Origin of the sequence: Micromonospora sp. CA-111912 (assembly GCF_050948415.1) — a bacterium.
In the GTDB taxonomy this organism is placed as follows: Bacteria; Actinomycetota; Actinomycetes; order Mycobacteriales; family Micromonosporaceae; genus Micromonospora.
In genome coordinates this window covers 2,820,853-2,844,469 of sequence record NZ_CP192007.1, presented here as the reverse complement: position 1 = coordinate 2,844,469, position 23,617 = coordinate 2,820,853, and the positions used below count along the sequence as shown (strand labels likewise).

Here is a 23,617-nt window from a genome sequence, read left to right as displayed (position 1 = left end):
GCCGGAGCTGAACCACGGGGGTGAAGTTATGATCAAAACGGCCGCCATCGCTCGGCTTCGACATCGAGAACAAATGGGCTGAGCTGGTAAAACAGCAAGGATTTGCGGCAGTCGACGCTGCCGCGTCGGCTCTTTGGCGGTGCTGCGGCGCCGCCATTTCCGTGTCGATCTTGGCATGCCGCCGCCCAGCGCCGAACGGACACCGCCAGGGGCGGCTGCGATTTCGCATTGATGTTAATTTGCTTTGACAACGATGAACAGGTCCGTTTGCATTCATCGCGCCCGCGTGGGCGCCACCGACGGTGGAGAAGTGAATGGCGATACCTGACGCCCCGCGGCGGATCCCCGTGATCGGGCATGCCGCGGCGCTGCTGACCGACCCGCTCGGCTACCTCTCCACCCTGCCGGCGCACGGCGACGTGCTACGCCTCACGCTCGGACCGGTGCGGCTCGTGGTCGTCTGCGACCCGGAACTCACCCGCAGGGTCCTCGTCGACGACCGCACCTACGACAAGGGTGGTCCCTCCTTCGACTCCGGGCTCGAGGAGTTCGGCGACGGCCTCGCCTCCTGCCCGCACAGCCGGCACCGTCGCCGGCGGCGCCTCGCGCAACCCTCGTTCCACCACAGCCGCTACCCCGGATACGCCCGGCTGATGACGGGCCACATCGACACGGCGACCGCCGGCTGGCGGCCGGGCCAGGTCCTGGACGTCCGGGCCGAGATGGCGTCGCTGTCGATGTCGATCGCCGTCGCGACGATGTTCTCGTCGTCGATGCCGGCCGACCGCCTCCGGCAGGCGGTCGACGACCTGCAGACGCTCGTCAGCGGCATCCACCGCACCATGTTGCTGCCGCCCGTGCTGACCCGGCTGCCGCTGCCGGTCAACCAGCGCTACCGGAGGGCCGTCACCCGCCTGCGGCAGACGATCGGCGCCATCGTCACCGAGCGCCGAACCCACCCAGGCGACCACGACGACCTGCTGGCCAGCCTGCTCGCCGCCCGCGACGACCAGAGCGACACGCCGTCCTCGCTGACCGAGAACGAGGCGGTCGACGAGGTCATGACGTTCTTCGCCGCCGGATCCGAGACGATCGCCAACACCCTCGCCTGGTCGCTGTACCTGCTCTCGCAGGACGCCGACGTGCGGGCCCGGCAGCGCGCCGAGGTCGAGCAGGTCCTCACCGGCGATGTGGCGACGTTCGAGGACATCTCCAAACTGGAGCTCACCACGCGGATCGTCACCGAGTCGCTGCGGCTCTACCCGCCGGCCTGGATCGTCACGCGGGCCGTCACCGCCGACACCGAACTCGGCGGGCACCCGATCCCGGCCGGCACGTTCGTCGCCTGGAGCCCGTACCTGCTCCAGCGCCGGGCCGATCTGTACGAAGAGCCCGACCGGTTCCGGCCCGACCGGTGGGACACGACGCGCTGCCCGGCGCCGCCGCGCAGCGCGTTCGTCAGCTTCGGCGGCGGTGCCCGCAAGTGCATCGGTGACCAGTTCAGCTACGTCGAGGCCACGCTCGCGCTGGCGACGATCACCCGCCGCTGGACCCTCGAACCCGTCCCCGGGGCCCGCGTCACCCCGGCCGCCTCGACAACGCTCTACCCGAAGAACCTCCGGATGCGGCTGGTCCGGGAGGCATCCTGATGGGGAACCGGGCGACGACCGCACGCGTACGGGAGCGGCTCCGCACCGAGCACGCGGTGTTGTCCAAGTCGCGCGGCATCTTCCGGGAGTACGTGACCGAGCTGTACTACCCGGCGCAGGAGCTGACCCGATGGCAGCGGGCCCGGTGCACTCCGCTGACGTTCCTCGTGGAATACCTGGTCTACCGGGTCGACGCCGTCGCCGAGGACAGCCGCGACCTCGACCTCGACGTGACGGACAACCAGCACTACGACAAGCTGGTCCGCTACAAGGACAAGTTCGAGGCACTTCTTCGCCGGGCCCGCGCCCACAACGACGCGGTGGCCCGCCAGCTCGATCTCGGCGAGCAGTACGTGCGCCTGGAGAACAAGGTGACCACGCACGGCGTCGCCGACCAGCAGCAGGTGCTCCGGCTCGCCGAGCTGCGCTCCTCCGACGTACGGCTGCTGCACGCCATGACGTTCGGAATCCTCCGCCGGCCGATCGACCAGGACCTCCTCGACCTGCTGTGGCCGGTGGAGGTGCTCGCCGACATCGGCAACGACCTCGAGCACTACGCACAGGACGTGTCGAGCGGGCAGTTCAACACCTACGACGCGTTCGTACGCCTCCACGGCGACGCCGCGCCCGCGCGGCTGCGCGCCCAACTCGACCGGTACGAGGCGCTCTTCCACGAACGTCTCGACAGCTTCCCGGCAGCCCGGCGCGGCCGCCTGGCCGGGCTCGGCACCCGCCGCTACCGGCAGCGCACCGCCCAGATTCCTCAGCCGATCCTCGAAAGGGCTCCATGACCTCGGACACCGTCGTCGTCACCGGCGTCATCTGTGTGATCTTCTGGCTGATCGCCTACGTGGGGATCATCTACCGCGGCTTCAAAGAACACACCTACGGGATGCCGATCGCGGCGCTGGCCACCAACCTGTGCTGGGAGGCCGCGTACGGATTCTTCATCAACCCCTTCGCCGACCACATCCACACGCTGAGCATCGTCTGGTTCCTCTTCGACCTGGTGATCCTCTGGCAGGTGTACCGGTACGGGCCCACCGAGTTCGACGAGCCGGTACGCCGCTACACACGGCCGGTGGCGCTCCTCGCCATCGCGGCCGCGTACCCGGCGATGCATCTGGCCTTCTTCGAATTCAACGACCCGGACGGCGAGTACACCGGCTTCGGCATCAACGTGATGATGTCGATCCTGTTCATCACGATGCTGGTGCGCCGGGGCAGCAGCCGCGGCCAGTCGCTCTACATCGCGGTCGCCAAGTTCCTCGGCACGCTGTTCGCCTGGATCGCCACCGCGCTCACCGTGACGACCAGCGTCACCCAGCAGTGGCCGGACAGCCCGGCCTCCTTCGTCACCGACAGCGTGACGCACCAGGACTATCCGCTGACGCCCCTGGTCAACTATCTCTATCTGCTGGTCTTCATCGCCGACATCATCTACATCGTGCTGCTACGCCGACGGCTCAAGGCGGAGGGCGTCCGGCCCTGGCGGCACTTCTGAGGAGGACGGACATGGCCTGGATCCTGTTGCTCGGCGCCATCGCGTTCGAAGTGACCGGCACGTCGGCGCTCAAACACAGCGCCGGCTTCACCAAGCTCGTGCCCACGATCGTTGTCGGCGTGGCGTATCTGCTGTCCTTCACGCTGCTCGCCTTGGCGGTCCGGCACCTACAGGTGAGCGTCGCCTACGCGATCTGGTCCGGAGTCGGCACCGCAGCGATAGCGATCGTCGCCCGGATCGCCTTCGGCGAAGCGCTGACGCCGGCGAAGATCGCCGGTATCGCGCTGATCATCGCCGGCGTGGCGACCCTCAATCTCGCCGGCGCGGAGTGACCGGGTGCGTACCGCCGTGGTGGCGGTGGCCGAGTACGCCATCTATCTGGTCACCGTCGCATTCGCCGTGTCCTGCTGGCGCCTGCCCAAGCCCTCCCGGCGCGTCATCGCCGTCCAGTTGCTGGTGGCCACGGCTGCCACCGTCGCCCTGGTCGGACTCGCCGCGCTCGCCTACCACCATCCCCGGCCGTTCGCCGACGGCCAGCTGCAGCCATGGTTCCCGCACGACCCCGACAGCGGTTTCCCGTCCGACCACACCACCGCGACCACGATGATGGCAGCGCTGCTGTGGCCGTACCGCCGGGCCGTCGCAGCAGCGCTGATGGCGGCCGCCGCGATGATCGGCGTGGCCCGGGTGCTCGCGCACGTGCACTGGCCGGTCGACGTCGTGGCTGCGATCGGAATCGGCGTCACCGGCGCGGCGCTGGGCTGGTGGCTCGGCGGGCTGATGATGCGACCACGCCGCCGGGCACCGGCGGGGCCGTAAGAGGACGTCCTCTCGCTCAGGCAGATCGATCATGGCGTTGGCCAGGCCGACGCCGTTGGCCGAGTCGGGGCTAGGTCTTTGGGCTGATGAACTGACGCGGGATGCGTCGGTGACCGTGCGGTGCGTACAGTTTCGGGTCGGACTTGGGGTTGGGCCGGGTAGATCCGGCGCAGGAAACGGGATGAGACAGCGACGGCATGACGGCGTACAACATGACGGAAACCGGTCAAAACGGCATCGACCGCAGCCAGCTGGAGACCTGTCTCAGCGTCTTTGAGGCGTTGGAGGATCTGCCTTCCGATCATCCCGATGTGGTGCGGGTGCAGCGGGCCACCGCGAGGCTCTACAAGGTGATCAAGCAGCGGCGGCGTGAGGAGCGGCGGGACGCCATCGCGGCGGCCGACCGCTTGGTGACGGCGGCCACCGCCACCGGCGCCCCGGGCCGGATCGACGACGAGACCCAGGGCATCCCACTCGCCTCCCCCACCATGGGCGCCACGGCCGGTCTCCTGCAGAATCCGCGCGGCTGCTACGTCTGCAAGCAGCGCTACCGCGAGGTGGACGCGTTCTACCACCAGCTCTGCCCGTCCTGCGCCGCACTCAACCGGGAGCGCCGGGACGCGCGTACCGACCTGACCGGCCGCCGCGCGCTGCTCACCGGCGGCCGGGCGAAGATCGGCATGTACATCGCGCTGCGGCTGCTGCGCGACGGGGCGCATACCACGGTGACCACGCGGTTTCCGCACGACGCCGTCCGCCGGTTCGCCGCGATGCCCGACAGCGGGGACTGGCTGCACCGCCTGCGGATCGTCGGGATCGACCTGCGCGACCCGGCCCAGGTGATCGCGCTCGCCGACTCGGTCAGCGCCCAGGGACCACTCGACATCCTGATCAACAACGCGGCGCAGACGGTCCGCCGCACGGCCGGGGCGTACGCCCAACTCGCCGCCGCGGAGGCGGCGGCCCTGCCGGACGGCCCGCTGCCGGAGATCATCACCTTCGCCAAACCGGCCGGCCGAGGCGGTCCGGCGGGCAGCCTGACCGCCGCGCCGCAGTCGGCCGCGATCACCCCGCAGGCGCTCACCGCGCTGGCGCTGACCGCCGGCTCGGCCACGCCGGAACGGATCGCCGCAGCCACCGCCATCGACGCCGGCGGTCTGGTGCCGGACCTCGACCCGGTCAACAGCTGGGTGCAGCGGGTGCACGAGGTGGACCCGGTGGAGCTGCTCGAAGTGCAGCTGTGCAACGTGACCGCGCCGTTCGTGCTGGTCAGCCGGCTACGACCGGCGATGGCCGCAGCGAAGGCCCGCCGCAAGTACGTGGTGAACGTGTCGGCGATGGAGGGGCAGTTCGGCCGCGGCTACAAGGGGCCGGGGCACCCGCACACCAACATGGCCAAGGCCGCGCTGAACATGCTGACCCGGACCAGTGCCCAGGAAATGCTGACCGACGGCATCCTCATGACCAGCGTCGACACCGGCTGGATCACCGACGAGCGGCCCCACCCGACGAAGATGCGGCTGGCCGACGAAGGCTTCCACGCCCCGCTGGACCTGGTCGACGGCGCGGCGCGGGTCTACGACCCGATCGTCCGCGGTGAACAGGGCGAAGACCTGTACGGCTGCTTCCTGAAGGACTACGCGCCCTGCGCCTGGTGATCAGCACGCCCGGGCGACCTTCAGACACGTCATGTGACAACGACTGGGCTTGACCCGATTCGACGGACAGGGTCGATAAGTCGATTGCGCCACCTTGCTGATTGGTGTCTCGGTGTACGCGGTGGATTCATAGGCGGCGGGGCGAGGTAGCCGAGCGTGGAGTGCCGGCGTCGGATGTTATTCCAGCCCCCGATCCAGTTGAACATCGCCGTGCGGGCTGCGGTGCGGGCGGGGCCAGGGCCGCCGGTCGAGCCCGTCCGCCCTCGCGCCGCCGTCGGTGGTAGCGCGGTGCCGCTGCCACTGGAGCGGGCCGGTATTCTCGATCGGGACCAGACTGTACCCATATGTCCGCCATCCCGAGGGGTGACCATGCCCGATCACGCGTCCGGCCGCATCGACCTCGCACGCCTGCAGGAAGTGCTCGACGGACCGTGGGCCGAGGTTCGCAACGCGCACCGGAACCAGCTCGACGAACGCTTCCTCCCGGTGTACGGCGAGACCGGTGACCAGGCACGTGAGCGGATCAGCCGGCTGCTCACTGAACTCCCCGTCGAGCTGGGTATCGCCTCGGCCTTCCCCACCGAGTACGGCGGCAGATCAGACGTCGGCGGCTCGATCGTCGCCAGCGAGATGCTGGCGCAGGTCGACCTGTCGCTGATGGTCAAGGCGGGCGTGCAGTGGGGCCTGTTCGGCGGCGCAGTCGGGGCCCTCGGCACCCAGCGGCACCACGACGCCTATCTACGGGACATCATCTCGGGCAAGATCTTCGGCTGCTTCGCGATGACCGAGACCGGCCACGGCTCCGACGTCCAGCAGCTACGCACCACCTGCACGTACGACCCACAGACGCAGACCTTCGACCTGCACACCCCGTACGAGGCGGCCCGCAAGGACTACATCGGCAACGCGGCCCGGGACGGGCGAATGGCGGTGGTCTTCGCGCAGCTGATCACCAACGGGCGGCGGCACGGCGTACACGCGTGGCTGGTTCCGATCCGCGACGCGCAGGGCAACCCGCTGCCCGGCGTGACCATCGGCGACGCCGGACCCAAGGCCGGCCTGCTCGGCGTCGACAACGGGCGGCTCAGCTTCGACCACGTGCAAGTGCCGCGGGACATGCTGCTGGACCGGTACGGTCAGGTCGCGGAGGACGGGACGTACGCCAGCCCGATCGAGAACGACTCCCGGCGTTTCTTCACCATGCTCGGCACCCTGGTCCGCGGCCGGGTGAGCGTGGGCGGCGCCGCGTCGGCGGCCACCAAGTCGGCGCTGACCATCGCGGTGCGTTACGGCGACATCCGCCGCCAGTTCGACACGCCCGACGCGGACCGGGAGGTGCTGCTCAACGACTACCTGGCCCACCAGCGCAAGCTGCTGCCCGCGCTGGCCACCACGTACGCGCTGCACTTCGCCCAGACCGAGCTGGTCACCGCGCTGAGTGAGGTGCAGGGCGGCGACGGGCCGGTCGACGAGCACCGGCAACGGGAGTTGGAGTCCCGGGCCGCCGGTCTCAAGGCCGCGCAGACCTGGCACGCGACCCGCACCATCCAGATGTGCCGCGAGGCGTGCGGCGGCGCCGGCTACCTCGCCGAGAACCGGCTACCCAGTCTCAAGGCCGACACCGACGTCTTCACCACGTTCGAGGGCGACAACACGGTGCTGCTGCAGCTGGTCGCCAAGGGGCTGCTCACCGGCTACCGCGACGAGTTCGGCTCGTTGGACGGCTGGGGGCGCGCTTCCTTCGTCGCCGAGCAGGTGCGCGAGATGGTGCTCGAGCGTACCGCCGCGCGGTCACTCATCGAGCGGCTGATCGGTGCCGTGCCCGGCCGCGACGAGGAGGTCGCCGTTACCGACCGCGGCTGGCAGCTCAAGGTTTTCGAGGACCGCGAGAGACACCTGCTCGACGGCGCGGTCCGCCGCCTCCGCAACGGCGCGGCCACGAAGAAGGACCGTCCCTTCGACATCTTCAACGACGTCCAGGACCACGTCCTCGCCGTCGCCGTCGCGCACATCGACCGAGTCACCCTGGAGGCGTTCGTCGCCGGCATCGAGGACACCAAGGACCCGGCGGTCCAGGCGCTGCTCTCCCGGGTCTGTGACCTGTACGCGCTCAGCGTCATCGAGGCCAACAAGGGCTGGTTCCTGGAGCACGGCCGGCTCACACCGGCCCGCGCCAAGGCGATCACCGGCGTGGTGAACGGCTTACTCAAGGAGCTGCGCCCACACATGCGGACGCTCGTGGACGGCTTCGCCATCCCGGACACGTGGTTGCACTGCGCCGTCCTGCGCGAGGAACCTCGCCGGCAGGAGACCATGGCCGCCCACGACGCCACCGGCGATCGGCAAGCAGTTCCCAGCGTAGGCAGAAGGGCTCGTGTGTAGTGGCTGTCAGTCGAGGCGGTCCGCGGGGCCACTGACGCGGCCGGGCGGCGAGGGGAGCCGTCGGGCGCGCACCGAGCGGAGCCAGCGCGAAGAGCGGATCTCCGATGAAGGGCGTACGAATACCTCGATGCGCATCTTCCACGGGGCGATCTACCAGGCCCTCTTCGTCCAATGGCGGGGTGCGTTGATTGCCTGCCGGTTCTTTAAGAACAAGGTCCGTGCCCTGACGCACAGGTTGTCGTAGCAGCCGCCCGGGGGCGGGGCGCGACAACTACGACCCGGCGGCCCGTCCGTCGTGCGCCGACCGATTGCACCCTGATACGTCCGTGTCAGTTCTCCGACGTACGAGTGACCAAACGGTCGCCGCAGTCGGACCGCAGGTACCAATAAGCCGGAACGACGATCGTGTTCGGGTGAGAGCAGAATGTGGCGGCGAGCCACTGTCGACCGGCCGTCCGGCCGGCGTCTTCGACGATTTGCCGGCGCGGATGCCCAGGTCAACGTGGTCACCGGCCGAAACCCGCCGGACCCGGTGAGAGCCCACCACGCCGGTCATGGAAATCAATCGAATGTCGGCGGGATTAGCACGTGCCCGTTTGACGCACCAGCGACGACGCTGTCAACTTTGCGAACGGCATGCCGGCGGAAATGCCCTACGGTGAACCGGCCCCCTGCGACCCGGCAGCCGAGCCGCCGCGACCATTTAGGGAATCGCACTGATATGCGTCTACTCGCCGTGCCCGTCAGGGTGGATGCCCTGTGGCTCGCCACCGACCGCACCGTCACCGGACCCACCGCCGACTTCACCCGTCTTCCGTACCTCGACGCGGTCACCGGCCGGGACGCCAACACCGACGAGCGCTTTCTCAGCGACGCGATCCTGCCCGCGCCGTTCCAGCAGGATCTGCTGCTGCCGGCCGGGATCCACCTGCACTGGTCACTGCCGGACGCGCTCACCCGACTGACCCACGTCGCCACCACCGGCGGCACCCGACCGGCCGTCGACCTGCCCCGGGTCCCGAACCGGTGGCTCGTCACCCGGACGAGGCCGGACGGCGTCCAGGACCGGTGGGTGGTGGAGAGCGACGCGCTCACCGACATTGACCGGGGCAGCGTCGTCCACCCGCTAATCGACGCCGACCCCCGGGGTTCGACCGGCCGGCCCTGGCGTTACCTCGGCCGGCGCCTGCCCCTGTCGGCCTGGCCGGGCACCCCCACCGACCGGCTCGCCGCACTCACCGCACTCGACTACGGCGAGCCCACCTTCGCCGCCTTCTATCCGAACTCGTCGAGCGTGTTCGGCCACCACGACGAGGAATACGGCGCGGTCGCGCCACCGGACGGGCTGCGTTACGACGTGGTCGGCTGGTACGTCGAGACCGCCGACGACGAACTGCTCGCCGCCCTGTCCACGGCCGGCGACCGGAGCTGGTCGGACACCCTCGCCGACGAGCTGGGCTGGTCGGTGCCGGAGAACGGCGGTACCCCGCCCGCGCGGATGGTCTGCTTCGGTCGGCTGACGTTCGCCAACAGCGCGAAGCGGGCACCGGCCACCGGTCCCGGCGCGGCGCAGGAGAGCGGGGTCTGGGTGGCGAACACCGCCTCCGAGGCGCTCGCGGCCCACCTCGGCGCGGTGCTGCCCGGTGTCACCGAGACCGACACGGAGGAGTTGCTCGAAGCACTGACCTTCGCGGACGAGCTGGAGAGCAGCACGCTGGACCTGCCGGTCCGCCTCGCGCAGGCCCGGCACGAGTCGTCGTTCGGCACGGTCGCCGCCGGCACCGTCTGGACGGTCCGACGCCGGGACGACCCACTCGACGGCAACGGCGACGGATCCGGTGGTGACAACGGGACCGGGCTCGGACCGGTGAGCGTGGAGCAGCGGCAGGCCCGCGAGCGGTTGACGCTTCCGGCCGGCTTCGGTGACCTGCTGGTCGCGTTGAACGAGGCGCAGTCCGGGTACGACGCCGCAGCGGCCGAGGTCACAGGGGCGCGCCAGCGCATCTTCGCCGACTGGCACCGGTACCTGGTCTGTGCGTACCCGCAGCAGGGCCGGTCCGACTATCCGGACCCGGATCTGGTCGCCATGTACCTGCGCCGGGAGGTGAGCGCCCTGGCCGGCCGGCTCGCCGCGCTCGGCAGTTGGCCGCCGGTCGGCACCGGTACCGGCCTGGTTCACCGGTTGCTGGCCGCACGGCAGGCGGCCGAACAGGCGCTCGATACGGTGAACGTCGTCGCGGCGAGCACCGCCCGCAGCCGCTTCGCGTTGCAGCAGGTGCCCGGCACGCCGTACCAGCTTGCGAACGAACCGGTGGTGCTGCTCACCGGCGCGGCGGCCACCCCGTCGGACCGGTACGGGCAGGACGGCGCCGACCAGCCGGACGGGCTGCTGCCCTGCGCGGTGCTGGACGTACCCGGGCTGGCCGGCGCCGACCTGGGCGGCCCGGCCGGGGTGGGCCGCCTCGCCGACTTCACCGGGGCACTGGCCACGAAGCTGGCCGCCGCGGAACCCGATCACCCGGGCCTTCGCTCCTGGACCGACCAGCCCTGGCATCCGGTGCTCCTGCACTGGGAGGTGGAGTTCTTTCCGGCCCGCGCCGGCAACAACCTCGACCCGGCCGGGCGCGACTTCGACCCGGACTTCGTCACCACCAACTACACCCTGCCCTACGGCGACCGGGAGCTGCGGCCCCGGCCGGAGAACGACGTGCTGGACACCGGCGCGAACGTCTACGCCGGCAGCACCGTGCTCTCCGCCGCCGCCCGGCCGGTGCTCTCCACCCGGATCCTGCGCTACCTGCATGGCACGCCACTGGCCAGGGCGAACGACGAACGGCAGGCCGCCGGCCTGCCGCCGATCACCGCCGACCAGCTCGACGCCGACCCGGCGCCGCTGCTGGGCTGGTGCGCCGCGCAGACCGGTGACCCCCGGCTGGGCACGCTCGCCGCCGCGTACCGGCACCTTGCCGAGCACGAGGAGAGCAACCTGGCGCAGAGCCTCGGCGGCTTCAACGACGCCCTGGTCATGCGCCACCTGGTCCGCCAGCTGCCGATCATCGACCCGACGGGCTTTGCCAGCGGACGGGCGCTGGCCGCCCTGGTGGACCAGGCGGTCGCCGGCCAGGGACGGCACGCGCCGGTCCCGTTGAGCGACTTCAACCCGATCCGCGCGGGCGCGCTGCGGCTGCGTCGGCTGCGGATCGTGGACAGCTTCGGCGTCGGGTACGACGTCGATGTCGACCAGCCGCGCACCACCAGTTGGTTGACCATGCCGAACCGTCCGACCTGGGTGGCGATGCCGCCCCGGCTCGCGGTGCCGGCGCGGGTACGGCTGGACCTGCTCGACGCCGATGCCGACGCCGTCGACCGTCCGGTCAGCGGGCTGCCGGACTCCTCACCGGTCTGCGGCTGGCTGCTGCCTGACCCGCTCGACGACGGGCTGCGGGTCTACGCGACGGGCGGGGACTGGCTGGGCACGCTCTACCTGGCGGCCGATCCGGCCCAGCCGGGTCGGGCCCGGTGGGAGGCCGCCCCGGACGGGCCGGTCACCGACGTCGGGCTGATCGGCAACCTGCGGCTGCGTACCGTCGTCGAACGGCTGCGCGGGCTGGGCGCCTCGGGGCTGGCCGACTTCCTGACCGGACTCGACGACGCGTTGGAGGCGGTGGAGCCGGCTGACCCGGGGCAGCACCAGGGGCGGGCGATGCTGATCGGCCGGCCGGTGGCCGTGGTACGACTCGCCCTCGACCTGACCGCTTCCGGCCTGCCCGCGATCCACCAGGACTGGAACGTCTTCCGGCAGGACCTGGGACGCACCGGCCGGGAGACCAACGAGTACCCGTCCGTCCGCTTCCCGGTCCGGCTCGGCGAACGGGGCCGGCTGGGCGATGGCACGCTCGGCTACTGGCTGGAGGACGGCCGGGGCGCCCTCGGCGACCGTTACCACGACGTTGTCACCCTCGCCGAGGCCGACGGCGACCCGCCGCTCACGGTCGGCATCGACCTGCCGGCCCGCACCCTCACCGTGTTGCTGGAGCCGGCCGGCGCGATCCACGCCACCACCGGGGTCCTGCCGACCGTCTCCTCCCGGCTGGACCCCGCGCACCACCACGAGGCCCTGGCCCGGCTCGAAACCGGCTTCCTGGCCGCACCGGTGCTGACCGGCGCCGACACGCTCGGCCTGGTCACCCCGGCCGCCGACCCGGACCGGGTCTGGTCCTGGCGGGAGCGAGACGGTGCCGGCTGGGTGGAGACCACCGAGCCGCCCGAACTCGCCGACACCTTCCCCACCGGCCTGACCGCCCGCGAGGGCTGGCTCACCCTGCGCCAGCAGTCGCCCGCCTGACCCGAGCCGCACCAACCCTCGCCGCACCCTCATCGAGAAAGCGATCCGATGCCCCAGATCACCCTCACCCTCTCCCTGAACCAGACCAACACCGTCCTGGAGGCGCTCGGCCAGTTGCCGTACGCCCGGGTCTACGAGCTGATCGAGACGATCGGCCGGCAGGCCAGCCCGCAGGTACAGGCGCCGGCCGCCCCGGCCGGGGCCGAGCGCACCGAGCTCTCCGTGGCGCGGTCGGCATGAGCCCGGAGCCGCTGCTCCTCTGGCAGCTCGACGACATCGCACCAGGCGGGGTCGTCGTCGACTACTCGCCCAACCAGTTCGACGGCCGGGTGGAGGGAAACCCGACGGTCGCGCCGAACGACCAGTTCGGGGCGGTCGTGGCCCTCGACGGGGTCGGCGACGCGGCAGTCTCCACCGGTACGCTGCCCCGCTGCACCACCTACACGATGGCGCTCTGGGTACGCGTGCCGAAGCCCGCCTCCGGAATGCCGACCATCATGGGACGCGGCGGCAGCGCGCTGCACGTGAACTACCTCGGCCACATCATCACCGACACGCCTGGCGGCACCGGCCGGCGGTACAACACCAGCGAGGGTGTGTTCACCTTCGACACCTGGCACCACCTCGCGGTGACCCGGGACACCGCGACGCTCCGGATCCACCTGGACGGCGTGGTCGTCTACGAGAACGCCTCGGTCCCGCCACCGGAGCAGACGGACGGAACCTTCGTCATCGGCCGGGTGCCGAACAACGCCAGCCAGTACCAGCCGATGTCGATCGCCGCCGCCCGGCTCTACGACGTCGCGTTGAGTCCCACCGACGTACGGGACCTGATGGCCGTCGACGCGTCGACCGTCAACGCGTTCGTGCGCAGCCACCCGCTCGACTTCGAGCTGGCGAACATCGACGAGCAGCCGGTGCTCTACATCAACGACGCCGCCACCAGTCAGACCCTCACCCTGCGGATCAGCAACTCCTCCCGCCACGACATCACGCTCTGGCCGGTCGACGGCCCGGTGTCGGTGACCAACCGGCACCTGACCCTGACCTGGCGGGCCGGTACCCTCGCCACGGTCAGCCCGGTCGCGGTCGCCGCGGCGGGTTGGACGCTGGCCGCGAACGGCGACCGTACCGTCCTGCACCTGCTCGGCCCCGCGAACGCGGTCGTCCCGGCCGGCAGTTCGATCGACCTGCCGCTGACCGGTCTGCGCGCCGACGGTGCCGACGGCACCCGGGTCACCCGGGTCGAGCTGGCCTACCAGCGGCTCGGCTATACCGGCGAGACCAGCGAGATCGTCGGCAGCCGACAGCAGTCGCTGGAGGTGGTCAACCACCGGGGGCGGCCGGACATCCCGCTCGACATCGGCTTCGTCGGCGGCGACCGGGTGCTCAGCGACGGGGCCGGGACGAGTTCGCTGCGGCTGCGGGTGGCCAACGTCTCCCGTACCGTCCCGATCGCACTTGCCGGCTCCGCCGCGATCGGCAAGGAGCGCGCGTCGGCACTGGTCCTTTCCTTCGACATGCAGTTGGCGAACGAGACCCGGGACTGGGCACTGACCACCGCCGGTCAGATCAACTCGATCCAGGTGACGCTGAGCGGCGCGACCGGCGTCGGCTGGGACGTCGAACGCAGCATCGACGACCAGCGGGCGATGTGGACGCTGACCCCGAAGGCGGACACCTCGATCGTCGCCGAGGGCTGGCTGGAGCTGGCCATCGGGCCGATCTACGCGCTGGCCTCACCCGGACACGCGCCGGTGGTGCTGTCGTACCGCAACATCCCGGGCTTCCAGGACGGCTTCGTCAGCGTCGACGTGGAGCGCACCCCGCTGCTCTTCACCGGCAACCGGGTCGGCGTCGGCACCGGCACGCCGGAGGCCCGGCTGCAGATCGTCGACCGGTACACCGACGCGAACGGTGGCAGTCTGGTCATCGGCCCGACCAACGTGCCGAATCTGCGGCTCGGCTACCACTCGACGTACTCGTGGATCCAGTCGCACAGCGGGTCTCCGCTGGCGATCAACCCGCTCGGCAACAACGTCGCGATCGGTGCCACGACCGCACCGTTCCGGCTGACGGTGAAGTCCAGCACCGAGCACCTGCAGTTGCGCCGGGAGGACTCCACCGGCGGCAAGCAGGTCTTCCTGGAGCTGTACCAGGCGCCGACGGCGGAGAACGTGATCACGTACCCGAGCATCCGGTTCCACCACGCCAGCAAGTTCTGGCACCGGATCGAGGGCCGGCCCGAGGGCTTCATGTTCAAGTGGGGCCCGATGGACCGCGACGACCTGAGCGACATCTTCGCCCGGCTCGGGACGTTCACCTCCCTGAAGGTGGACAGGGTCGCGGCCAGCGGGGCGGAGGGGCACCTCCGGTTGGAGCGGCCGGACCAGGCCACCGGCAAGCAGGTGTACCTGGAGCTGTTCCAGCAGGACACGCCGGCGGGACAGGTGACCTTCCCGAGCCTGCGGTTTCACCACGCGAACAAGTTCTGGCACCGGATCGAGGGCCGACCCGAGGGCTTCATGTTCAAGGACGGGCACACCGGCAACGATGAACTCCGGGACATCTTCGCCCGGACCGCCTCGCTGTCGTCGCTGCGGCTCGGCGGGACCGCCATCGGCGAGACCGAGCTGCGTCGACTGCTCGAACTCGCGCGGCGCTTCCCCTTCTGACCCGTCCGTCGCCCGTCCGCGACCCCGCCCACCCGTGCCTGGAGAAGAATTTCGATGCCGAAACGCGACAGGAGCTCGTCCGGGCCCGCTCCCGGGGACCGCAGCTCGACCAAGAAGAGAGCCAGGATCGTGCTGGACGCGGCCGCTACCGCGGTCGTCGAGGACATCGACATGCTGACCACCCGGTACACCACGGCGGCGACTGGTGGGATCGACCTCTCCGGGCAGCCCGGTGACGGCAACTTCTATGCACGTTGGGTGAAGATGGGCCAGGGTGATTGCATCGCGCTGGCCACGCCGGGCGGAAAGACCCTCCTCGTCGACTGCGGGTCACTGGCCTCGGACGGCCTCTCCGACGCGACGTTGAAGAGGTTCGCCCAGTACAGCCTCTTCGGCAAGCGGTTCCTGGGTGGGACGGCTCCGGGCGGAAAGAAACGGCAGCTCGACATCCTCGTGCTGACCCATCCGGACGACGACCACAACAACAAGCTCGCCGACGTGCTGACCCGGGAGAAGGTGTCGCCGTACGTCGACCGGATCTACAACAGCGCCGACCTGGGCATGTACCGGCGATCCACCCAGACCTGGGTGCAGAAGTGGCAGCTCGACACCGGCTACGAGTACCTGGTGACCTACAACAAGGACACGGTGGTGACCGGCGGAGCCACGGTCATCGACGGGGCCATCGCGCTGGCCAGGCGGAACAAGTACGAGACCAAGTACGTCGACGTGCCGGTGCCGACGAAGGACGCGGCCACCGAGGCCACCGAGGTGGCGACGGCGGACCTCTTCAACTATCTCGACAGCGAGGGCCGGCTCGTCATCCACCACGAGAAGAGCGGCTGCAAGATCAGCATCCTGGCGAGCGGGGTGAAGAAGGAGTACACCAAGGACAACGACGCGGAGAAGCTGGCCAACCGGGCCAGCGTGGTGCTCCTCGTCGAGGTCTTCGGCAAGAAGCTGCTGCTCTGCGGGGACGCCACCAAGTCCACCGAGACGTACCTGATGGACAAGAGCGTCAACGCCGCGAAGAACAGGGTGCACCTGGCGAACGTCGACGTCCTGCACGTGGCCCACCACGGCAGCCACCTCACCTCGTCGTCCGAGGCCTTCATGGACCTCGTGAAGCCGCGCAGCCAGGCGGTGATCAGCGCCGGGAAGACCGGGGTGAAGGAACACCACCTGCCGGACAGCCGGGTCGTGAACGGGTACGCCGACCAGTTCGGCGCGGGCACGGCCGCCGAACACGAGGTCTGGTACTGGGTCGTCGGCGCGGACGAGATCACCCAGACCAAGCAGAAGCTGACCGCCCCGGTCTACACCACCGGCTCGCTGGCCTCCGACCCGTGGCACGAGTCGAAGCTCGACATCGTCTGGAAGAAGCCATGACCAGGGACGAATTGGAGACGCTGCTCGCCGACGTCGCGGCCGGTCGCCTCGACCTACCGGTCGACCAACTCGCGCCACGGGTCGCGGCGTACCTCGGTCGGTTCCTGCCGACCGGTCGGCTGACCCTCACCGGAGCGTCCCGGGCCGACCGGGACGGCGCGGTCGTCGTCACCGGCACCGGAGACGGAGCACCGTTCGGCACGATGACGGTGACCGTGCGCTTCACCCTGGCCGGGCAGTCGGTGACCGGGGTGAGCGTCACCGCGACCGCCGGGCCGACCTGGTCCCTCGCCGACGCCTTTCCGGTGCTGCGCGACGGACTCCTCGGCGGCCTGCGCTTCGACGCGCCCAGCCTGGTGCTCGACTCCGCTGGTCTGGACCCCGTCGGGACCGACCCGGCACCGGAGCCGGCGGACCTGCCGATGACGTTCCAGGGAACGCTGCGGGTCACCACCGGGATGGCCGCGATCGCGCTCCTCTTCCCCGGTCAGAGCCACCCGGTCACCGGCGAGATCACCATGGTCCGACTCGCGCCGGACACGCTCGATGTGAAGACGCCGACGGTGCCGCTGGTCCTGCTGTACGGGGCCGAGGGGCACACCCTCGACCTCGGCCTGGTCACCATGACCGACCTGCGGTACGAGGTGATCGGCGAGCCCCGGCTGAACACCTACACGGTCGACCACGAGGTCGAGGCGTACCTGCTGGTCACCGGCGCGCTGCCGGTCACCACCGGGCCGGACGGCGCCGCCCGGACCAGGCAGGTGCTGGTGGAGGCCCGGGTCGGCCAGTGGGGCGCCCCGCTCAGTCTCACCGCCGACTTCAGCCCGCTCGGCCCGCTGGAACTGGCCGACATCGCCCGGCTCGCCGGGGTGTCGGACGTGCCGGTGCCGTTCGGCGTCGACGCCGGGCCGGACATCACCCTCGGCCCGGTCACCCTGCACCTCACCCCGGGCGGTACGGCAAAGATCGACTACATCACCATGACGGTCTGGACCGAGGCCGACTGGACCATCGTCGACGACCTGCTCACCCTGGAACAGATCGACCTGGACCTGCGGGTCGACACGCCTGTCTCGGACCCCCGGATGGCGGTCACGCTGAGCGGCCTGGTCGGGATCGGCGAGCACGGTGTGCTGGAACTCGTGGCCAACCCGGCGACCCGGACGCTGGGCGGCTCGCTGCGCGACGGCGACCCGCCGCTGAGCATCCGCGAGGTGTACCAGCACTTCACCCACTCGGATCCAGCCCACCTGCCGGATCTGAGCGTGGTCAAGTTCCACACCTTCGCGGAGCTGCCGACCGACAGCCAGGGCACGACGTTCGACGGCGAGGTCGTGCTCGGCGGCGACTGGCCGGTCGCCGACGGGATCGACCTGGTGGACGTCCTCTTCGCCGTCCGGCGGACGGCCGACGAGACGACCTTCCAGGCCCAGGCCACCCTCGTCATCCACACGGTCACGCTCGCCGTGCGGGCGACGTACGACTCCGCATCGCAGCGGCAGTGGGGTTTTTCCGGCCAGACCGGCCCGGGGCAGCTCATCCCGATCGGCGGGCTGGTCGACGAGCTGGCCCGCCGGTACGGCGGCCTCGCCCTGCCGGCGCCGCTGGCCGGGCTGACCGTGCAGAACCTCGGCGTCGACATCACCACCGGCGCCGGACGGCTCTTCGTCACCGGTCAGGCCCGCTTCCCGGTCGACACCACCGACGTGGCGATCACCGTCACCGTCGACACCGCGCAGCGCTCCTTCGACGGGCTGATCGAGCTTGCCGTACCGGTCGACGGTGGCACATTCCACCCGCAGCTCGACCTGCACCTCGCCAGCGATCCGAGTGCCCAGCGGCTGGCCGCGTCGTACGCGCACGCCGACACCGATCCGGTGCCGGACCTGCGGGCCATGGTCGGCGCCGTCTCGCCGACAGCGGCCGGGTACCTGCCGGAGGGGATCGTCGTCGACCCCCGGCACCTGCTCTTCGCGCTGATCCGACCGGTCGGCGGCACCGGCACGGCGTACCTCTTCGGGGTGGATCTCACGCTCACGGTCGATCTGGCCAACCTGCCGGTGGTCGGCGAGCACCTCTCCGGCGACACCACGATCGGTCTGGACCTGCTGCGGATCCTCGCCGCGACGGCGGCGTTGGGCTCGACCGACACCGCCGCGTTGAACGCGCTGCTGCCGGCGGCCGTGCCCGCGCTGCCCGCCGCCGGGCTGCCGACTGGGTTCACCGTCGACGGCACCCTGCGCCTGGGGCCGCTCGCCCAGCCGGTGGCGCTGCCGGTCACCGGCGCGCCCGGGACGGCCAAGCCACCGGCCGGGCCGGTGCCCACCCCGGCCAACCAGACCACGACCGGCGACGACACCGCCTGGCTCCCGGTGCAGCGCGCGTTCGGCCCGGTCCAACTGGCCCGGGTCGGGCTCGCGTTCCGCTCCGACGGCAGCGAGGATCCGCGCCTCGCCCTGTTGCTCGACGCGTCGGTCGGCGTCGGCGGGCTCACCCTCTCCCTGCAGGGCCTCGAGGTTGGGGTGTCGCTGACCGACCCGGTCGCGGTGCCGTCGTTCGGCCTGGCCGGGATGGGCCTCTCCTACAGCGAGGGGCCGGTGAGCATCACCGGCGCGTTCCTCAAGAACGAGATCGTGTACGAGGGCGTCACCTATCCGGCGTACGGCGGTATGGCCCAGCTGCGCAACGGTCCGTTGTCGCTCGCCGCGATCGGGTCGTACGCGCAGCTGCCGGCGGGACCGTCGGTCTTCGTCTACGCGTGGCTGGACTACCCGATCGGCGGGCCGCCGTTCTTCCACGTACGCGGCATAGCCGCCGGATTCGGCTACAACCGGCGGCTGGTCCTGCCCCCGGTCGACGACGTCGCCTCGTTCCCGCTGGTCGCCGAGGCCACCGGGGCCCGTACGCCGGGCACGACGCTCGGCGACGAGTTGCGCGCGCTCGCCCAGTGGCTGCCGCCGTCGGTCGGCGACATCCTGCTCACCGCCGGGGTGCACTTCACCTCGTTCGAGATGGTCGACTCGTTTGTGCTGGTCGCGGCGACGTTCGGGCACCGCTTCGAACTCGACGTGCTCGGGCTCTCGACGCTGACCCTGCCGGCGCGCGACGTCACCGCCGGGGCGGTCACCCCGATCGCCGAGGTGCAGTTGGCGCTGCGGGCCAGCCTCGTACCCTCCGACGGCTACCTGACCGTGCTCGCCCAGTTGACCCGGAACTCGTACCTGCTCTCCCGGGACTGCCAGCTGACCGGCGGGATCGCCTTCTCGACCTGGTTCGCCGGCGAGCACGACGGCGACTTCGTGCTGACCGCAGGCGGCTACCATCCGCACTTCCCGGTTCCGGCGCACTATCCGAGCGTGCCGAGAATCGGCTTCAACTGGCAGGTGTCGCCGCAGTTCAGCATGTCCGGGGCGGCGTACTACGCGCTCACCCCGGGCGCCCTGATGGCCGGCGGCGGGCTCAGCGCCGTCTGGCAGGACGGGTCGCTGCGGGCCTGGTTCGACGCCTCGATGGACTTCCTGATCTCCTGGCAGCCCTACCACTACGAGGCCTCGCTGCACGTCGGCATCGGCGCGTCGTACACGTACCACTTCTTCGGCACGCACACCATCGACGTACACGTCGGCACCGACGTCGAGCTGTGGGGCCCGGACTTCGGCGGCACCGCGAAGATCGACCTGCACGTCACGTCGATCCGCGTCTCGTTCGGCGCCGGCCGGGGCGGCGGCCCGAAGCCGTTGACCTGGAGCAGTTTCAGCGCCACCCTGCTGCCCACGGCGGACGAGGTGGTGAGCGTCGCGCTGCGGGCGGACAGCCACCGGGCCGCGCCGGACGCGCCCGCCGACGACCTGGGTCTGGTCGACGCCTCGACGCTCGTGTTGACCACCGACAGCACCGTGCCGGCCAGCCGGTCGGTCTGCGGCAGCGGGTCGGCCGAGCGTGCCCTGGAGACCGGCCCGGCCAGCACTCGGTTCGGGGTCGGGCCGATGGGCGTGGCCACCGGCGGGGCCGCCGCGATCCACCGGATCACCATCACCCGGGACGGCCAGAACGGCGGCGTGGAGGACCGTTTCGACTACGCACCCGTGGTCAAGAGCCTGCCGTCCGCGCTCTGGGGCGGGCGGCTCACCCCGTCGGCCACCGACCCGGCGCTGCTGCCGGGGCTGCTCACCGGTTACACCATCACGCCGCGACTGGCGGCCGGCCCCGCACCGGCCTGGCTGGACCGGGCCGCGCTCCAGGCCGACACCGCGCTGTTCGAGATCACCGACGCGATCCGGCTCGCCCCACCGGCAGACGTACCCGACGAGACCGGCACCGACGCCGAACGCGCGAAGCTGATCACCGGCAGCCTGGGTACGCCGGCCGTGGCCGCTGCCCGGGCGGGCGTCCTGGCGGCCCTGCTGCCCGACGCGACGGTCGACCTGACCGGCTTCGACACCAGCCAGTACCACGAGATCCCCAGGGTGGCCGCTCATGTCTGACTCGACCGTCACGTTCACCGCGCACCGTCGACCGCTGCTGGAGGCCGGTGACTACCAGATCACCCTGGCCCAGGAGGTCACCGTCGGGGCGGCGACCGAGTCGTTCCGCAGCAGCAGACGGTTCAGCGTCGGCGGTGACCGGTTCACGCTGCCACCGACCGCGATCCGCGCGGTCTTCCCGCCCGACGGCAGTCTCGGCGACCACGGCAACGTGCTGCCGCACGTCGTGCTGGACCGGCCGACCCTGCCCTGGGAACGCGATCCGGGCGGTGGTGGCGCGGACCGACCGCCGTGGCTCGCCCTACTCCTCTTCGACGAGGCGGAGAAGCCGGTGCCGCGTACCACCACGCTGGGCGCGCTCGCCGACGAGGGCGCACTGCCCGCAGCGGCGACCGCCCGGGAGCGGCACGACTCGGCCGGTGACCCGGTCACCGTCATCGACGTACCAGTCGCCCTGCTGACCGAGCTGCTGCCGTCGTACACCGAACTACGCCTGCTCGCGCACGTACGCGGCGGCACCGGAGCCTCGGCGGACGCCGACGCGGCGGTGGTCGTCGGCAACCGACTGCCGGCAGCCGGCGCGAGCAGCACCGTTCACCTGGTCTCGCTGGAGCAGCGGTTCCGCGCCGACGGCTCCGGCGCCGCACTCGACCTGCCGCATCCGGGGCGGGGCCCGACCGGCGTGCCGACCGTGCCGGTGATCAGCCTGGCCAACTGGCGGTTCGCCTGCGTCAGCGCGGACCACTCGTTCCCCGCGCTGGTCCGCGACTTGGCGGCGGACGACGATGAGCTCCGGCTACCCGAGGTCGGCGAGCCGGTCAGCGACCGCTTCCTGAGTCGGGGGTTGGTGCCGCTGCGGCACCGGCTGCGCCAGGGCGGCCGGAGCATCGGCTGGTACCGGGGGCCGCTGACCACCGGTGCGACGGACGGCGGCCCGGTCGCCCCGGAGCGGACCGCCGACGCGCTGCTGCGGCTGCACCCCGAGGTCGGCATGTTCGACGTCAGCCACGCCGCGGCCTGGCAGCTGGGCCGCCTGCTCGCGCTGCGCAGCACCGACGTCAGCACCAGCCTCTACACCTGGCGTCGGCGGCGTGACCTGGACGCCAAGCAGACCGTGCCGGCGAGCTACCCGCTCGCCGTGCCGGCCACCGACACCACCATGCCGGATAACCTGCTCACCTGGTTGCGGAACCTGGCCCGGTTGGAGGGCGTGCCCTTCGGCTACCTGCTACCCGACGAGCGGCTGCTGCCGGTGGAGAGCATCCGCTTCGTCGGCCTGGACCAGCGCTGGGTACGGCACCTGGTCGACGGCGCGACCAGCATCGGGCGGCTCGGCCCAGCCGACGCCGACCGGGACGCGGCGGATCCGCTGCCCCTGGACTATCCGACGGTCACCGGGGCCCTGATCCGCTCAGCGATCGTCCCCGGTTACCCGGGCCTGCTGATCGACGCCTACGCCGACATTGGCGGCACCCGGGCGCTGGCGCCGTGGCGGACCGCCCGGCTGGCGCCCGACATCCTGCTCTGCCTCTTCACCGGTGACCTGGCCCGGCTGGACCTGCACCAGCCGCCGGAGGGGCAGCACCTGGCCGTCGAAGAGCCGGCCGACGGTGTGATCGGCAAGACGCTGCGCACCCCCGGCGGCGCCAAGCCCACGCCGCCGCCGGTCGGCCCGCTGCCCTTGGGAACGCTGCGCACCGTACCGGTGGCGGCGTTGGCCTCGGCAGTCGCCGAGGCGCTCGGCGTCGACGCGGCGGATCTCGACGCGGGCGAGCTGGCCCTGCAGCTCACCGAGACCGCCGAGCGGGTGACGTTCCAGCGCGGCTGATCTCGACGGCGAGTAAGGGCACCCGCAACGTCATGACCGGTTGCCGGTCGAGCGGCGAGCGGGTGTTACGCGGCCCGGGCCGGCTCGATCATTTCGGCGAACTCGGGCACGTCGCTCGACGGTGTAGCAGCCCCGAAGGATCGCCTTACCAGAGCACCGAGAGCTGCCCACAGCTGCCGGCCGAGCTCGCCACCCGCGCCACCGGCCAACGCCACCACCAGGGCCACCGAGCTCCCCGCATCGCCGAGTCCCCTGCGGTCAGGTCCGCGCTGGTGGTGTAGGAAAGGGCAAGAACCGTAGAGTGGCCCCATGGTTGCCATCGGCTACGCCAGCGTCGTCCGCATCCCTGGAGTCAGCTGCGGCACCGTCCACCAGCACCTCACCTCCGTAGCCTGACCGCGACCCCGTTCAGCCACCAATCTGATGGAGGTGTCCCGCCGGTGGACGAGATCAACGTGATCGTGGGGGCGCTCGCGGCCGGCGCGAGCGCCGGGCTGTCCGGCACCGCCACCGAGGCTGTCAAGGACAGTTACCAGTTGTTGAAGGCGTCACTGCAGCGCCGGTTCACCGGCCGGGCCACTGCCCTGGAGCAACTGGCGGCCGACGAGACCGAGCCTGGGGTTTGGCAGGCCCGCATCGGCCAAGACCTACACGACAGTGGCGCGGTCGCCGACCAGCAGATCCTGACGGCCGCTCGGGAACTACTCGCCTTGGCCGACCCCGCCCGCGCCGCACAGTTGAACATCACCGTGGACACGGTTAACGGTGCGGTCGGCTCTTTCCATGCACCGGTTAGTTTCGACCAAAGGACACAGCTCCCCCCAGCACCGCCGGCAGCCGGGTAGAGGCGACGGCTGCCGGCACCACTGATCCGCCTGGCC

General features: G+C 70.9%; 14 protein-coding genes. All 14 read left to right on the top strand.

The genetic code is table 11. The annotated features are described in order from the left end of the window. The first annotated feature begins 314 nt into the window (after nt 1–314). The 14 genes from ACQPZO_RS11985 to ACQPZO_RS11920 all read left to right on the top strand — a co-directional run bounded on the left by ACQPZO_RS11985 (nt 315) and on the right by ACQPZO_RS11920 (nt 23,581). Complete coding sequence (locus tag ACQPZO_RS11985) at nt 315–1,649, top strand: cytochrome P450 (RefSeq protein WP_433349710.1); 1,335 nt, start codon at nt 315–317, stop codon at nt 1,647–1,649. After that, nucleotides 1,649–2,440, top strand: a complete 792-nt coding sequence (locus ACQPZO_RS11980) for a hypothetical protein (RefSeq protein WP_433349708.1) — start codon at nt 1,649–1,651, stop codon at nt 2,438–2,440. The genes ACQPZO_RS11985 and ACQPZO_RS11980 overlap by 1 nt, the downstream gene beginning before the upstream one ends. Further along, a complete protein-coding gene (locus ACQPZO_RS11975; RefSeq protein ID WP_433349707.1) occupies nt 2,437–3,153 on the top strand; it encodes a hypothetical protein in 717 nt (238 codons plus the stop codon). The genes ACQPZO_RS11980 and ACQPZO_RS11975 overlap by 4 nt, the downstream gene beginning before the upstream one ends. 11 nt (nt 3,154–3,164) lie before the next feature. Further along, nucleotides 3,165–3,485 carry a DMT family transporter gene (locus tag ACQPZO_RS11970; protein WP_433349705.1) on the top strand — a complete coding sequence of 107 codons (321 nt, stop codon included), beginning with the start codon at nt 3,165–3,167 and terminating at the stop codon, nt 3,483–3,485. 4 nt (nt 3,486–3,489) lie between these two features. After that, on the top strand, nt 3,490–3,972 hold the full coding sequence (locus tag ACQPZO_RS11965) for a phosphatase PAP2 family protein (protein WP_433349703.1): 483 nt from the start codon (nt 3,490–3,492) through the stop codon (nt 3,970–3,972). Nucleotides 3,973–4,169: 197 nt separating this feature from the next. Then, on the top strand, nt 4,170–5,630 hold the full coding sequence (locus tag ACQPZO_RS11960; protein ID WP_433349701.1) for an SDR family NAD(P)-dependent oxidoreductase: 1,461 nt from the start codon (nt 4,170–4,172) through the stop codon (nt 5,628–5,630). A 369-nt stretch (nt 5,631–5,999) separates the two neighbouring features. After that, entirely contained in the window at nt 6,000–8,012 is a 2,013-nt protein-coding gene (locus ACQPZO_RS11955) for an acyl-CoA dehydrogenase family protein (RefSeq protein WP_433349699.1), read from the top strand. 721 nt (nt 8,013–8,733) lie between these two features. Continuing rightward, complete coding sequence (locus ACQPZO_RS11950; protein ID WP_433349697.1) at nt 8,734–12,357, top strand: hypothetical protein; 3,624 nt, start codon at nt 8,734–8,736, stop codon at nt 12,355–12,357. 48 nt (nt 12,358–12,405) lie between these two features. Further along, on the top strand, nt 12,406–12,597 hold the full coding sequence (locus ACQPZO_RS11945; protein ID WP_433349695.1) for a hypothetical protein: 192 nt from the start codon (nt 12,406–12,408) through the stop codon (nt 12,595–12,597). Continuing rightward, entirely contained in the window at nt 12,594–15,032 is a 2,439-nt protein-coding gene (locus ACQPZO_RS11940; protein ID WP_433349693.1) for a LamG domain-containing protein, read from the top strand. Before ACQPZO_RS11945 ends, ACQPZO_RS11940 begins: the two co-directional genes overlap by 4 nt. A gap of 54 nt (nt 15,033–15,086) precedes the next feature. Next, nucleotides 15,087–16,421, top strand: coding sequence for a ComEC/Rec2 family competence protein (locus tag ACQPZO_RS11935; RefSeq protein ID WP_433349691.1), 1,335 nt, complete (start codon nt 15,087–15,089; stop codon nt 16,419–16,421). Next, a complete protein-coding gene (locus tag ACQPZO_RS11930) occupies nt 16,418–20,908 on the top strand; it encodes a DUF6603 domain-containing protein (protein ID WP_433349689.1) in 4,491 nt (1,496 codons plus the stop codon). The genes ACQPZO_RS11935 and ACQPZO_RS11930 overlap by 4 nt, the downstream gene beginning before the upstream one ends. Then, the gene (locus ACQPZO_RS11925; protein ID WP_433349687.1) at nt 20,901–22,736 is read left to right on the top strand and encodes a hypothetical protein; all 1,836 of its coding nucleotides are present in this window, start codon (nt 20,901–20,903) and stop codon (nt 22,734–22,736) included. The genes ACQPZO_RS11930 and ACQPZO_RS11925 overlap by 8 nt, the downstream gene beginning before the upstream one ends. A 440-nt stretch (nt 22,737–23,176) precedes the next feature. After that, complete coding sequence (locus tag ACQPZO_RS11920; protein WP_433349686.1) at nt 23,177–23,581, top strand: hypothetical protein; 405 nt, start codon at nt 23,177–23,179, stop codon at nt 23,579–23,581. Nucleotides 23,582–23,617 lie beyond the last annotated feature (36 nt).

Coding starts and splice junctions, on each gene's coding strand:
- ACQPZO_RS11925 (WP_433349687.1), top strand. CDS start 20,901: ATGTCTGACTCGACCGTCACGTTCACCGCGCACCGTCGACCGCTGCTG.
- ACQPZO_RS11985 (WP_433349710.1), top strand. CDS start 315: ATGGCGATACCTGACGCCCCGCGGCGGATCCCCGTGATCGGGCATGCC.
- ACQPZO_RS11970 (WP_433349705.1), top strand. CDS start 3,165: ATGGCCTGGATCCTGTTGCTCGGCGCCATCGCGTTCGAAGTGACCGGC.
- ACQPZO_RS11930 (WP_433349689.1), top strand. CDS start 16,418: ATGACCAGGGACGAATTGGAGACGCTGCTCGCCGACGTCGCGGCCGGT.
- ACQPZO_RS11950 (WP_433349697.1), top strand. CDS start 8,734: ATGCGTCTACTCGCCGTGCCCGTCAGGGTGGATGCCCTGTGGCTCGCC.
- ACQPZO_RS11955 (WP_433349699.1), top strand. CDS start 6,000: ATGCCCGATCACGCGTCCGGCCGCATCGACCTCGCACGCCTGCAGGAA.
- ACQPZO_RS11945 (WP_433349695.1), top strand. CDS start 12,406: ATGCCCCAGATCACCCTCACCCTCTCCCTGAACCAGACCAACACCGTC.
- ACQPZO_RS11960 (WP_433349701.1), top strand. CDS start 4,170: ATGACGGCGTACAACATGACGGAAACCGGTCAAAACGGCATCGACCGC.
- ACQPZO_RS11980 (WP_433349708.1), top strand. CDS start 1,649: ATGGGGAACCGGGCGACGACCGCACGCGTACGGGAGCGGCTCCGCACC.
- ACQPZO_RS11935 (WP_433349691.1), top strand. CDS start 15,087: ATGCCGAAACGCGACAGGAGCTCGTCCGGGCCCGCTCCCGGGGACCGC.
- ACQPZO_RS11975 (WP_433349707.1), top strand. CDS start 2,437: ATGACCTCGGACACCGTCGTCGTCACCGGCGTCATCTGTGTGATCTTC.
- ACQPZO_RS11940 (WP_433349693.1), top strand. CDS start 12,594: ATGAGCCCGGAGCCGCTGCTCCTCTGGCAGCTCGACGACATCGCACCA.